The sequence below is a fragment of the Erythrobacter sp. S158 genome, assembly GCF_057364915.1.
The window spans coordinates 1511107-1524262 of the sequence record NZ_CP200279.1 but is presented as its reverse complement, the minus strand read 5'-3'; the positions used below and the strand labels follow the sequence as shown (position 1 = coordinate 1524262).

The 13156-nt window shown below is 55.1% G+C and carries 12 protein-coding genes; 3 read left to right on the top strand and 9 right to left on the bottom strand.

The window, feature by feature from the left end; genetic code table 11:
• Nucleotides 1-228 precede the first annotated feature (228 nt).
• From AC0V6T_RS07565 to AC0V6T_RS07545, 5 genes are all read right to left on the bottom strand, one after another.
• A complete protein-coding gene (locus AC0V6T_RS07565; protein WP_486125699.1) occupies nucleotides 229-1482 on the bottom strand; it encodes a TniQ family protein in 1254 nt (417 codons plus the stop codon).
• Between the two features lie 59 nt (nucleotides 1483-1541).
• Nucleotides 1542-2429 (bottom strand): TniB family NTP-binding protein, encoded by an 888-nt coding sequence (locus tag AC0V6T_RS07560; protein ID WP_486125697.1) that lies wholly within the window; start codon nucleotides 2427-2429, stop codon nucleotides 1542-1544.
• Nucleotides 2422-3531, bottom strand: a complete 1110-nt coding sequence (locus AC0V6T_RS07555) for a Mu transposase C-terminal domain-containing protein (RefSeq protein ID WP_486125695.1) — start codon at nucleotides 3529-3531, stop codon at nucleotides 2422-2424. Before AC0V6T_RS07555 ends, AC0V6T_RS07560 begins: the two co-directional genes overlap by 8 nt.
• 186 nt (nucleotides 3532-3717) lie before the next feature.
• Entirely contained in the window at nucleotides 3718-4623 is a 906-nt protein-coding gene (locus AC0V6T_RS07550) for a hypothetical protein (RefSeq protein ID WP_486125693.1), read from the bottom strand.
• The gene (locus tag AC0V6T_RS07545) at nucleotides 4620-5447 is read right to left on the bottom strand and encodes a hypothetical protein (RefSeq protein WP_486125691.1); all 828 of its coding nucleotides are present in this window, start codon (nucleotides 5445-5447) and stop codon (nucleotides 4620-4622) included. Before AC0V6T_RS07545 ends, AC0V6T_RS07550 begins: the two co-directional genes overlap by 4 nt.
• Before the next feature lie 231 nt (nucleotides 5448-5678).
• Between AC0V6T_RS07545 and AC0V6T_RS07540 the strand changes: the two genes are divergently transcribed.
• The gene (locus tag AC0V6T_RS07540; protein ID WP_486125689.1) at nucleotides 5679-6284 is read left to right on the top strand and encodes a hypothetical protein; all 606 of its coding nucleotides are present in this window, start codon (nucleotides 5679-5681) and stop codon (nucleotides 6282-6284) included.
• A gap of 304 nt (nucleotides 6285-6588) precedes the next feature.
• Complete coding sequence (locus AC0V6T_RS07535) at nucleotides 6589-7140, top strand: hypothetical protein (protein WP_486125687.1); 552 nt, start codon at nucleotides 6589-6591, stop codon at nucleotides 7138-7140.
• Nucleotides 7141-7772: 632 nt separating this feature from the next.
• Here AC0V6T_RS07535 and AC0V6T_RS07530 read toward each other — a convergent pair.
• From AC0V6T_RS07530 to AC0V6T_RS07515, 4 genes are all read right to left on the bottom strand, one after another.
• Entirely contained in the window at nucleotides 7773-8519 is a 747-nt protein-coding gene (locus AC0V6T_RS07530; protein WP_486125685.1) for a transporter, read from the bottom strand.
• Nucleotides 8520-8593: 74 nt separating this feature from the next.
• Nucleotides 8594-10258: an ATP-binding cassette domain-containing protein gene (locus AC0V6T_RS07525; RefSeq protein ID WP_486125683.1), complete on the bottom strand. Its 1665-nt coding sequence runs from the start codon at nucleotides 10256-10258 to the stop codon at nucleotides 8594-8596.
• Nucleotides 10259-10272: 14 nt separating this feature from the next.
• A complete protein-coding gene (locus AC0V6T_RS07520) occupies nucleotides 10273-11169 on the bottom strand; it encodes an alpha/beta hydrolase (protein WP_486125681.1) in 897 nt (298 codons plus the stop codon).
• Entirely contained in the window at nucleotides 11169-11753 is a 585-nt protein-coding gene (locus AC0V6T_RS07515; protein ID WP_486125679.1) for an aspartyl/asparaginyl beta-hydroxylase domain-containing protein, read from the bottom strand. Before AC0V6T_RS07515 ends, AC0V6T_RS07520 begins: the two co-directional genes overlap by 1 nt.
• 268 nt (nucleotides 11754-12021) lie before the next feature.
• Here AC0V6T_RS07515 and AC0V6T_RS07510 point away from each other — a divergent pair, with 268 nt between their 5' ends.
• Complete coding sequence (locus AC0V6T_RS07510; RefSeq protein WP_486125677.1) at nucleotides 12022-13101, top strand: P-loop NTPase family protein; 1080 nt, start codon at nucleotides 12022-12024, stop codon at nucleotides 13099-13101.
• Nucleotides 13102-13156 lie beyond the last annotated feature (55 nt).

Below are 13156 nucleotides of genomic sequence, written 5' to 3'. Positions count from 1 at the left end.
TCAGGGCTTGTTGACGCGAGAGCATATGAATGTTGCTGAGCTTGGATAAGTTCGCGATGCGCAGTGGTTCATCCAACTGTTCCGAAATCTGCCGCTGAAGAGTTGGTTATTTGCAAAATTCCGGATGCTAGAAGCATCTTTAGCACGATCTGAAAGCTGCAGTAGAGCTTGGCTAACTGGTAGAATCAACGGCCCGAGAGTTCCCGGCGGGCATTGATCGTTCACAACTCAAAGCGCGACTCCGGCCCTGTTGATTCTAGCCAAAAAAGGTTGGATTTTCTTGATGCTTGAAGGTGAGTAATGGCGTTTTCCATTAACACGGTACAAAACTCGCAAACGCTTGGCGCTAACCTCGAAATCAAGATCTCTGACGGTGCAGCCCAGCGATGATGCAGCCTCATCTTCGCTCAATGTCATCGCGATATGGCGGCGCACGGCTTCAATATCCTCCACAGGGACCCTCATAACCTTGGAGCGTGGACATTGGATGACACCGTCGGCAATCTCTTCCAAAAGCTGCTTGAGCGTCTTAGGGTTCATTTCGATAACCTGACTTGCTGTCTTAAGCGTCAATGCCCCGTCTGAGCCGTCGTAGTCAGCAAGATGACCTGTTGGAATGGCGACCCCGGCTTTAATCCTCGCTTCAGCGAAAGCTTTTGCAACCATTTCGCGCAGATACTTAGAACGAGTGTGCCTTAGCCGATAGGAGGCGTTAGAACTCTGCGATCGTATTTCTGCGCGATCTGCTCCCGCACGCAACCATTCTGCCGAAGCGAAAAACTCGATGAGGGCGTCGCACCCCCCGATAAGGGGAGAGAACCCAAGCTGAGCGTACCTTCTGAAACTAGCTGCATTTCTTGAGGTGAGTTGCCTGCCCGCGAATGTGCGCCCGATACATGTCGCTGTGTAGAGCACGTCGCGCACCGACGCTCCGCGAAATCGCTTGCTATTCTCCCACCGTTGAACGCCCAATCTGTCTGCGACCCAGCGATCGAGGTCCGAGGCTTGCCGTGATTTTGCATGCTCTCGAGATATCTGGACTCCACTCTTCGTCCATCCGATCTCAGAACAACGAAAATCCAGCGGATCCTCTCGGAGACCCTCAATCAATTCGACGTCGTGGATTGGACATGAGACAATCGGCATAATGTCAAACCAAAACCGGATGTGCCGGCTCTCGCTGAGACACTTAGGACACACGCGCCGCTGACTTTTCAATGCCGTGTTCAAAGCCAGCTCATGACCCCTTAACGTGATACCATCTGCATTCTGGATTGGGGTGTTAGGTCTCAACTCTTGAAGATTACGTATCGGCAATTGTTCGGCTAATTCGAGCATCTCCGAGTGATCAAGATTTTTTCCATTCAGTCCGAGGCTCTCATAGAAACTCTTCGTGCTGCACACGCCATTCAGCGCCGCTGCACGTTGCATCCATCCATAAACTGGCTCGTCGCTCAGGATTTCCGAAGGCCACACGGACATTGGAAGATCTGTGGGATCTTGGAGCTTCGTTTCCGAATTGATTTGACAGGTCGCCAACATCACGCACCAGTCGCCCGGAATGGATTGGATGTATCCGAAGGCCTCCTTCTTTGGTCGTAAGCATCTGCGAAATGCTCGAGCGAAATGGAATCCGACTGCTCGTTCAATGCGAAGTGACCAGCAGCAACCATGTAATCCTTTAGCGCGCCAACACAGCCCTTGGTGGCTTTGAAAAGTCGATGAGCAAAGTCCATCTCGGCGAAGCCAGACGCGTCAAACGGCATTTCATCGTCAAATTTCTGACACAACACCCGGAATTGCTTCCGGCCATCCGGCTCCGACCAATCGTAGAAGGAAAGCCACTTGTGCGGCAGACCGCCGCGACCGATGAGCTGCGGGTCATTTGCAATGACGTTGTAAGTTTCGGGCAGGCCGATGCAAAGAATACTCAATTGGTTGGGATTGAGCATCTTGCGCAGGAACTTGCGGGCAAAACTGAGAACCCTTTCGTTGTTGTCGGGGAAAAGCTCTTGGGCTTCGTCGAAAATGATGAATTCGACCTCAGCGTCCTTCAACCGGCGCAAGACGGCTTCGATGAGATTGGAATTCGTCACCCTGAGCGACGTCTTCATTGAGAGAGCAGAAGCGACACTTTCGATTATGGCGCGATTGCCTCCTTCGATGGGACAGTCGACCAGCAAAATTCTGTGTTTTACTCCCCCATCACCGATCGTAGACGGATAGCGGTCCAGCACCTCCTTGGCGGCAAACGTCTTGCCAGCACGGCTTTGTCCAATAAGTGCGCAAATTTTCCCGCGCGAATGCTCGCCGCCGATGACGGGGCGATAAAATCGCTCGATCGCCGTCGTGGCCTCTTGATGCGTCGCATGGTCGACGAAGATCTGTTCGATCGACCTTTGCCGTTCCAGAACTTCGTGATCAGCCATGGTTCCTCCTTCCTGCCTTTACCTTCGATGCAAGGTTTCTAATCTCGTCGAGGTCATCATCTTGATTTCCGACGAGCGAATGTTCGCCTGATGCCTGGTCAGGATGATCCATATCGATTGAACTGGGTGTCCCTCTACCGGCGACCCTCTTTTGCTCCGGCACGACACTGCTGAGCGGCAGTGGTTCAGTTCCCACACCAGACACTAGCGCTTCGGCCCTGATTTCACTCATCATCGGTTTAGCGGATCTTCCATACATAAGCCGCGTAACGCGTCGTTCGATCTTCTTTCTTCCACCTGAGCGGAGAATGCCGCGCGCAGCTTCAATAAGTTTCGCGCGCGTTTTCGAGAGAGCTTCAGGGTCGCTCCGATTCTCTTCGCGGATGAGCTCGTCCTCACGACAAAGCCGATGTTGGAAGGCTGTCAGCCCGACGGTGTACTCCGCCCATCTTTCAACAGCGGGAAGCTCCAATGTCTCGCCATTGTGGCGATCGAAAAGATAGATCCTGGAGAGGTCGTACGGATCCCGATGAACATCATATTTCGCCGAGATGCCGGAGCGGGATTTAAGCGAGTGTTGTGGATGGGCCATGATCTGGTCCAGCGTCGGTGCCCAATACTGAATATGATCCCAAGTCACCCCGTCCTTTTGAACGGTGCGTTGCTCACGCTCCCCAGCAAGGGCAACAAAAAGATCCTTACTGGGGAGGCGTGGACAATCCCACGCATCAAGTTTGTCACGCCAAGCATCGAGTGGTGCTCGTCCAACACCAGGCACACGTCCCAGCATTCTGTTGCGCTGACGATGGTAGACTTCGACAATCCATTTCGTCAGCAGATCCCGAAATTCTGCAAGCGTGAAGACAGGTTCCTCATTCTCCTCGTACTTTCGATGCTCCACTGCGTTGGAGTGAGTGGTACCAGGGAACATATGTGAGAATCCTGCCACCTCCCTGAAGAAGCGCTCGACAGCCCCTTTCAACCAAGGCGTGCGCGGCGGGAGACGATGGATTTCGAACCCGAGCTCTGGTGCGGCATGCAAAAGGTGCCCATTCGCGAATTCGCGGCCATTGTCGATGTAGAGCCGTTCGACACGGCCCATGCAGGGCCAGTGCTCATTCAGAAGGCCATCGATGTGAGCAATTTCCTTCGGGTAGATGGTATGTCGTAATCCCTCCAAGACGGCAGCGTAGCTTGGCACTTCGAAGGATACTGAGAAGCCTAGGATCATACACGTCGCACGATCTAGGAATACGATAAGATGTGGCCTCCCCAAAACGGTCGCGTTCTAGCCAACCAAAATGAGATCGATGGGGGTAAAATCGACCTCTACTTCCTCGTAGGGGCGGTTGGGCAACACCCGCTTTTGGAAGGTGCCATATTTTTTCCGCGCATAGTAGATGCCAACCCGACCTGAATCGCGAACGGCAGGCGAAACCTTGTTGATCTCTCGTTCGAAGGTGCTCAAACTAGGCGCTATGAGCTTGCCGCACCGTTTCAGAAACTTCTCCGGCGCTTTCTCGCAATACGCATGCCCTTCACGCGATTCATTAAACTCGCGGATCCATTGCTCGACTTCTACGTAGGCGGCTTTGGCAGTCCCGCCCTGCAGATAGCGATCGATACCAGCTTCGATCGCTCTCATTTGTGGTTCGAGGAGCCTTGAGCCACGTTTGCCTTTCAGGTCGTGCCGCGGAGAATACGCAGCGATGCCAATTGATTCATAGTCTGCGTCACGAAGCTTCTTCCAATTGATAAGAGCCCCAGGTGAAGGAGGGTGCTGATCTGCAAGTTGCTCTGCGATTTCAGCGATACGCTTCGCCAACCAGGGTTTGATATTCCTATATCCCTCCGGATGGTTGATCGCATATTTGACGTATGCATGCTTGCGTTCGAGTGCGTTGCGATGCTTTTGGTCGAACACCGCGGGCGCGAGCGGAGAAAGCGGTGCCCGCTTTTGATGCCGCGAGCGATACGCCAGTAGGCGTTCGCCAAGGAGCCGGCGGAGCTTGGTATCAGTCAAGACTTGCACTTCATTATTCGATGTGTCGATGAGCACAAGACTGTTGCGCTGACGTTGCTGTACGAGGAACGTGCCGCCTTCGATCTCGATAAAGTCGCCAATCTCAATGCGTAGGCGAGGCTGTAGCGGGACAATCGCTCTTGTGTCTTCAGGAGTGTGCGCCAGGCTCATTCAGCGACACTCCGGAACGCGACCGTGGTCCTACGGTCATACTTACGGGAAGCATCAAGCTCGATCACTCCGTCCATGGCGAGCTTCATGATCGCTCCGAATGCATCCTTCTCCTGGCCGCCGTGTTCAATATGAAACTCCGCGCAAAGCTCTCCGATCGTTGAAGATCCGCCGAGTTTGCTCAACAAGCAGGTTAGGTAGACGCCAAGATTGCAATCTGGCTCAGCGAAACGGTGACGATAAAGACTACGCGCGTTCGCGAGACGAGGCTGCGCATAAAGTACGATCTCGGTCCAAACGATAAAGTCTGCGCTGTGATCGTTTTTGTAAGCGGCGCGAATGTATGGCTCGCGCCGCACCCAAGTTTCACTTTCGGCAAACCGCTTCGCCTTTGCATCGATGACGATCAGACGGTTGTTGCGAGTCTCGGCTACGAAATCTGGCGTGTAACTGTGAGGCCGTTGTCCGTCCTGTCCATCCGGCATCCAGTACTGAAGTGGGGGCGGCTGACACACGTACCTTTTGATGCGATAATCGGTCGCGAGCAATTGGTGCGCTATCGCTTCGAGGGTGCTCTCGAATGGTGCGAAGATGTTGAGACACTTCGAATTCTTTGGGAAAATGCCATCCCTCCCAACCCAAACTTCGCCCGGATGCCACGTCCGAGTTGGGCGTGCGTCAGGGATGAGACTCAGGCGTTCGGCATTCGACTGCAAGGCATGATCCCCTCCGTCACGGATATTCAGCGGCATCTCTTCGACGGATGAGCTTGCCTTCAAACCAGAACTCTCGCTCCGCTGACATGAGTCTTTTGCCAATTTCACTCTCCTTTTCCACTTTAACGTATCAGTGATACGCAAATGCTAGAGAGTAGGTGCTCTATCAAGAGTAAGAGCCGAACAAATCGAAGTTCTGTCCCGAATCGGATCACTTGCTTGAAGGGGTAAAGCGGCAATTCTCCGTACTCGGCACGACAAAAAGTGCGCGAAAGAACTACTTTCCGTATCATTGGCGCGGAGTTGGTCGACTGATAGCGCTGACGCAGCGAGGAACCTATGGCATTTCACCTACCATCTATGTCTTATGGCCAGTTCACCACATCGGAGGTCGCCCAACTGGCTGGCATGTCGCAAGATCTTGTCCGTCTTTGGCGGTCGAGGGGGCACATCCGCTCGATCTCAGATCGCGGCGGAACCTACCTCGCGATCGAGGCGGCAGAGATAATGGTGCGCTATGATCTTTCTCGCTTTGGGTTGGCGCCCAAACATAGCTCTGAGCTCGGGCAATCATGCGCCGAAAAGATCATGCAACTCGCACTGACAAATAATCCAGCGGTCTGCGTGGTCCATGGGCCGGCCGAAGCGGTCGAATGGATCATCGACGTCCACGCCAACTCTCAAAGACTGACAAATTTCTTATTTGGAGAGGGAAGGTGTGAACAGCTCTTGGTGAAGAAAGATGCGCGCAGGTTCGAGTTCGTGCCAACCGACACAGGATACTTTGACTCGCACGACTATCGAACGGCGCTCGCATTCAACTTGGAGGGCTATGCAGCGAGATTCCAGGTTATGGCCAAGACACCTGTGATGATGCTGCAGTTCGATTGCGGCCCTGAGGAGGAAGGCGTTCGCTCTACCCTACATCGACCACCACAGCGATAAGTAGCGAGAATTGCTCTGCCGTCTGGATAATTGTTCTATATTTGTTCTTGACAAATTCCGGCTTTCGTTGTATACTTTCGGACCTGTAAAATACTCCGGTAGCGTGATTTGTGTCGACGGCCAAAGTGCTATTGGCGAAATTGAACACATGGTGGGTTGCGGCACAGGGCGCACCCGTCGGTTGGCGACTTTAGACTAGCGGGCCGATCCTAAAGACTAGGTTCGTGTTTCGCTACGATCCGATCTCACTCTTAAGACATTTTTCCTGCGCCCGTGCTGGGTGCTTTTTCCCGTGGACAATTTGATGAAGAACACTCGCATTATTGAGAGGCAAATCTCGCGTTCGGAATGCCAGAATCTGGTCTCGGCCACCAATCACGAATTCACGGAAATCATCGGCATTGTTCAGAATCCGACTGCGGTCGTTAGTCGAGAAGCTCTGACGTTGCAGCAAGCGCTCACATGCATGTGTTTGGCGCGTGCACAACACGGAGGGATCGAATTGAGAACGGTCCTTACGGATGCGCCGTCAATTGCTCGAGCCGCTAGGATCATTTCTGGAACGAAGCGTCAGGCGTGGAATGTTACTGGAGAAATGCGGGATCGCATCGATTGGTTCGATTGGCTAAATCCCAACGATTATCCGAGCAAGCTTCGTGTCGCGCGCGAGAAATTGAAGTTGGTAGGTGATAAGACTATCGCCGAATGGCGCTTTTATGATGGACCGCGAATTGAACGTCTGGATTTTGGCGAAACTCAGGCTGAATATGGAGTTCCGAGATCCGTGATTGTGGCAACCTCGCTAGCCAATACGGCCGTCGCAAACTTTGATTGGCTTTTCAGCGCAGAATGTTAGTCGATTAAGGCCTGAGCTGGTCTCTGCGCGGTGCATAACTCACAACTCCAGATTGGTCGTTTTTGAATGGCTTTCGTCGCCCAACGTGTTTGCCATTGCTTTCCAGAAGGTCGAGGCGCAATCGATTCTGTTGTGGGTGGCCACTGGATGATCGCACAAATCGCACGGTGTTGGGATGGAAATGCCCAAGCCCAATCAGGATGTAGTTATCGTGGCGAAGCTAAGAGGGCGTCGGGCGAGAGAAGACCGGTTGCCGTCGCGGGGGCATCAGCATGCCTTTTCTGCAACTTGGTGAAAGGCGAGAGCTCGCTGAGCACCCTAGTGCATCAATACCGTCATGCACTACGCTGAATTGCCGCGTCTGCGCAGTTTGGCGCTTTTGGGTCAGCCACCTATGATCCTCACCAAACAAGAGCTCCTTTCGGCTCACAACCCAGTTACGTACGCTCAATCGCGCGTCCGCTTCGCGCCCCAATCCAAGACGTAGCGACCCGAGATCTTGTTTCTGTAAGCGGGCGTTCTTCGTAGCCATTTCGGCCACGAAGAACGATAATGACTTATTTATATTTCAGCCCTGCAGCTCAAAAGCGGGCGTCTTGGAGCTTTGGTGCGATGATTGATCAGCACAGAACCTAAAACTCGACCTGCATCAGGAACCGCACCTGCGCGGAGTCCTCACCACCGTTACTGACGAACGCACCGCCCAAGCCGATGGTGAATTCCTCGGCAACTTCTCCTGTAACGCCTAACGCGGCTGTGTGAGACGATGCACGTTCTACACCGACACCGACATTCTCGGCTTCTCGTGCGAATTCATACTCGCCAATCACGAACCACTCGTCTGCAAAACTGTAAGCAAGAGCTGCACCCGCGCTCCATTCGTTCTGCTCCAGACGAAAGGCGCCGAAATCCCTTGTTGCAGCTTCGGAATACCCGAAGTTGGCGTGCGCGAAGAGACCTTCGGTCACCTCTTGGCTGGCTGCAAGCGAGAGCTCAAAGCCCACTCCGCTGGCGTCCCCCTCACCATCTCCGGACGGGATCAAGACTGCTGCGCCCAAGGTGACTTCGGGCTCGCCTGAGGCCTCCGATTCAACGATGGCATAGGCAAGGCCAAGCTCAATATCGCCGATCTCGTTCTCGCCGCTTTCCTGCTCGAATTCAAACTCGGCTTCGATCTGGAGTCTTTCGGTGAGACCGTATTCGATCTCGGCTTCCCATTCGCGCTCGCTGCCTTCCTCAAGGGATTGCGAAAGGGCAAAGCCGATCTGCCATTCGCCTTTCTCTTGTGTAAATGCCTCCTCGAGCACGAACAGCACTTCTTGCTGTTCTGGCTCATCGTTATCGTCATCATCGTCCGATGCCAGAGCCGGTTGTGACACGCATGCGATCGCCGCGGCACAGGCTAACGGCCATTTCGCGCAAAATGCGCGCGAGCCCCCAGTTTTACTCATTGTCAGGCTGCTTTCCCTTCGCCCATCAGGCAGGCCCATCTGCTGCCCGGAGCCAGTATTTGACCAGGTGACCCTTGAAGAGAGATTTCACCATCTTCGATCACCCATACCTCATCGCAGCGTCGCGCCAAGGTGAGGCTGTGGGTGATTACCAGGGCTCCTTGAGACGAGCCTTCGATAAGGTTCGCGATCAGCTCAATGCCACGCGCGTCGACCGCATCGTCTGGCTCGTCCAGCAACAGAAATCGAGCTTTACTCAGCGCCACACGCGCAAGCAACAATCGGCGAACCTCACCCGATGAAAGGTTACGTCCTCCCTCGGCAACCTTGCCGTCGAGCCCGCCAAGACGCTCGATCACGCTGCCAAGTCCGAATTGGTGAGCTATCGCGGTGATGGTTCCGTCGTTCGGACGCTTTGCAGATCCCATCGTCAGCGCTCGTCGCAAACTGCCCGCGAGGATCGGTGAGGATTTGCTCATCAAGGCGATGAGGTTTCGGCGATCTACCGAAGGCAGCTTTTGAGGCTCTTCCCCTGCAATGGTGACACGTCCACGCTCCGGCCTATCGATGCCGGCCGCAAGATGCAGCAGTGTCGATTTGCCTGCGCCGTTCCCACCGACGATGGCAACACTCGTGCCAGCGGCAACGCCTACAGTGACGTTCTTCAAGCGCCCTGCGGATACATCCCGGAATGCAAGTTCGGGCTCGACGTCGTTGTTGGCGAACGGGGCATGCTGCTCGTCGGCGTAGCGCGGTATTGCGAGCAAGCGTTCACATTTTATGCGAGCCGCTTGCCATGCGCGGTTCTTGTCCCAGACACCAGCGAGAGAGCGCATCGGCTGCACCATGAGTCCCAGGGCAGCGAGCGCACCTGCGACAATCGGTGCAGGTGTTTGCGAGCGTATTGCGAAGAACAGCAGTGCTGCGCCGGCGCACCCTGATGCGATATCGGGGATGGCGCGCAAAGTCGCTGAAGAAAATGCGCGTTGCAATGCGGCTTCGACAAGACGATCAGTGCGCTTGGCCAGGTTATTTTGCTCAATCTCGAGCCTTCCCAAAAGACGCAATTCCGCAGCTACGGGCACGCGTTCGCTCATGTCCGCAGCCAGCCGCGCGCGCCGACTTCGCAACCTCTTGTGAAGCGGGGTCAGACGGGAACCGAGAATCGACATGATGCCAAGCCCGACCGCGATTGGAACAATCGCAGCAAGGGCCAACTCTGGCTCGAGGAGGTAAAGAACGAGTGCAGCACTGGGCAAAACGATCGATGCGGAGATCAGCCGCGCGAGGCCAAGCGAGACCCAGCCTTTCACAGCACTTAGATCGCCGACAAAGCGCAAGGCGAGCCCGCCACTACGCTTCTCACGCACGATGCTTGCCGGGATGCTTGAAAGGTGAGTGAACAGCTCTTTTCGCAGTTCGGCTGCGTAGTGCTGACCAACGCTTTCGGCGATGACTCGCTCACCAATGCGCATGGCGGCGATCCCTAAGCCTGAGAGAGCGATGGCTATGAGCGCCATCATCGGCATGGGCACATCGCTGCGCAGAGCAAGGAATACATCGCGGGTCGCAAAAGCGGCGATCGCGGAACAGACGGCCTGGCCGAGCGCAAACAGCGCTACGAGCGCGATCCTGCGCCCCCGCTTCGCTCCAGCTATGGGTGGCATTGGCTGATGAGGCTTCACGCGGCGAGCTCGCAGAATTGCTTTCGTGCGGGACGCCTTAGGGTGCTGGAAGCACGATTTGGAAGGATCAGCGCATCCAAGCCACCGCGTCGAACGCAGCGTTTGAAGCTGTGTCCACAGCGCGCCAGCGTAACCAGCCTTACATTTGCATCGATGCCAAGCCCCTCAGCCCGCTGAAGCAAGTCGAGCGTCCAAGATCGAGCTCGCTCCATCCGGGTTTTACCTTGCTGTGCGTCAACGAGCTCGTTGCTGCGCACGTTTGGGTCGATCTTATCGTCACGCTCGCCAATAGTGACGGTGATCGGAAGCTGCAGAAACAATGTCAGATTATCTTTAAGCCTGTCCACTGCGCGGCGGTTCTCAGGCGCAGAAAGCCCATACGGGTAAAGCTTGTTATCGGGCATCGTGTACCAGCCAGGCGATGAGACAATCAGCCGTTCAACGAGCTGCGGATAGAGCATTGCGAAACGGTGCACGAATTGCGCTCCTCCGGAAAAGCCAGAGAATATGAAGCTTTGTGACACCATAACCCCTTCCGCCTCCAACTCTGCGATGAGCCGAAGCAACGCCTTGTCAGCGCGACCGCGCACGACCGCTTGCTGGTAACGCGGCCAGCGCGCTTTATCGAACAATGGTGCGATCACGACCCGGCCTTGCATGCGAGCGCGTTCGGTCAGCAGCTCGACCTGCTCGCGCGCCTTACGCTGAATGCCATGCACGGCAATGACTGGCGCCGCCGCAACATCGCGATGCAGGGGTTGGAAGATCCAGCAATCGAGTTCTTCAGGCCCGCTGCGGGGGCGGAAACGAATGCGATCAACCGCATTGGCAGCTCGCAGTGTTTCAGGAAGCCGGGATGGGCGGGCAATCGGAAAATCGAGGTCGAGGAACATTAGGCTGCCTCCATACCAGTGTAGGAAAAGGCCTCGCTTGCAAGACGCGAGGGAAGCAGGTCGAAAATGATATGGATCCGGTCTTCCGTTCCATCATTGTGAGCTTCGTGCACCTGCTTGTTGTCGAACCACCACAGCTCTCCTTCGCGCATACGAATTTCTTCTTCTCCGGCCTTCAGCCAGGAGCCTTGGGAGGACTTGAGAACAGCGTGATAGCGGTTGTGGAGGCGGTAATACTCACCGCGGTCAATGTGCGGATATACGCGTCTGCCAGCAGGCAGACAGACGATCTTCGCGCGGCCCGGAAAAGATTCGGTGCGGCGGGCCCAATACTCGATCAGTTTGCGCACCTGCGGAAAACTGGTTGATCCTGTGGTCCAGCGGCTTTCCTGAACATCGCGCCGTTCGCGTCCAGCCATGGCCGACTTGCGAAGCCCCCGGATCGGAATTGCCAACGCCTCGCGCTGCACAGCGATTTTCTCCTGACGCCCTGTCGAAAGGCCCCAAGCGTTATCGACCGATGCGATCTCTTCGAGCAGCGCTTGTGTATCGATTGCGGCGCTGAGACGATTGAAGTGTTGCATTGCTGCCTCCGTATTTGACAGCAAAGAGATGCATCCACCCTCTCGTTTTGCGCAACGACACAAAGACAATTTTCATGATCGATTTAGAGTTCTCTCATAAATTTCAAGAAGATTAACAGCCTGTTTTTCCTGCATTAAAATACTGCCTGAATTTAGAGAATTTTCACGATTCCGAAGGCGTTCGTTCAGAGATCAGACAATTCAGGTTCACGCTGATGGCCTAGATCAGGGGATGTCAAACAACCCCGTCCATCAGGAGGTAATTAAGGTGAATACGAATAGAAGCGAGGATGCCAATCCGGTCCCCGGCAATGCCAAATGGACCTTCACGACGCGCCGCGTCGATCGCAACGATGTTGCGACAATGGACCAAGACTTTGGCGCAATGGCTCCCGGCGATCTCTTGCTGGTGCAGGTTGAGAAGATCGGCAATCACAAGCGCTTTCAGCTGACGACCGGCCGTCCTTCCGAAATCTATGTCGGCGATTATGGTGTCGTTGCGTGCGCAGCGCGATATGCACCCGATCAGTTCGAAGGGCTTGCCGAAATCGGCGCAGAGAGTTGCGACCTTCTTGCAGGTGGCGGTGTTGCCGGAAAGATGCGTCATGTAAACCAACTGCGCGCTGCGCCGACCCGTCTGCGCCCGGTTGGTCGCCTGCTGCGCGCCGATGGTCAGCCGGTCAACGTCAATCAATACGCGATTGCCGAAAGCCGCACCCGCCCAAGCATTCCGGTTCTGGTTGTCACTGGCTCTTCCATGAATGCCGGCAAGACCACCATGACAGCAGCGCTCGCATTTGGCTTGCGCCAGGCAGGCTTCAACGTTGCCGGGATCAAGGTCACGGGCACCGGCGCTTTTGGCGACTACAACTCGATGTCCGATGCGGGGCTTCACTACGTGGCCGACTTCACCGATGCCGGTCTTGCCTCGACTTACATGCAGCCGATCGCACGCATAGAAGAAGCATTCCTTGATCTTTTAGGCGATGCCGAAAAGAGCGGAGCCGAAGTTGCTGTCGTCGAACTGGCAGACGGCATCTACCAGGCCGAAACGGCCAAGCTGCTCTGTGAGCCGAACGCATTTCGCGACGCAGCATCAGCCTACTTCTACGCTTGCGGCGATGCTGTAAGCGCTGTCGGCGGCGTGAAGCACCTGCGTGAAATTGGCATCGAACCGGCAGCTGTATCTGGCATGATTTCCTTGTCGCCCATGGCATCGGCCGAGGCGAGTGCAGCGGGCGGTTTTGAGATCGTGTCGCGCGAACAATTGATGGATGGCGCCTTTGCAGGCACCATGCTCGCAGACATCCTCGATGGTTCCGTGAAGCGAATGCGAAGCGCAGCCTGACACGGGTTCAGGAACAATTCGCATAACCTGCGATATTGGTGGAAAGACAGGTATT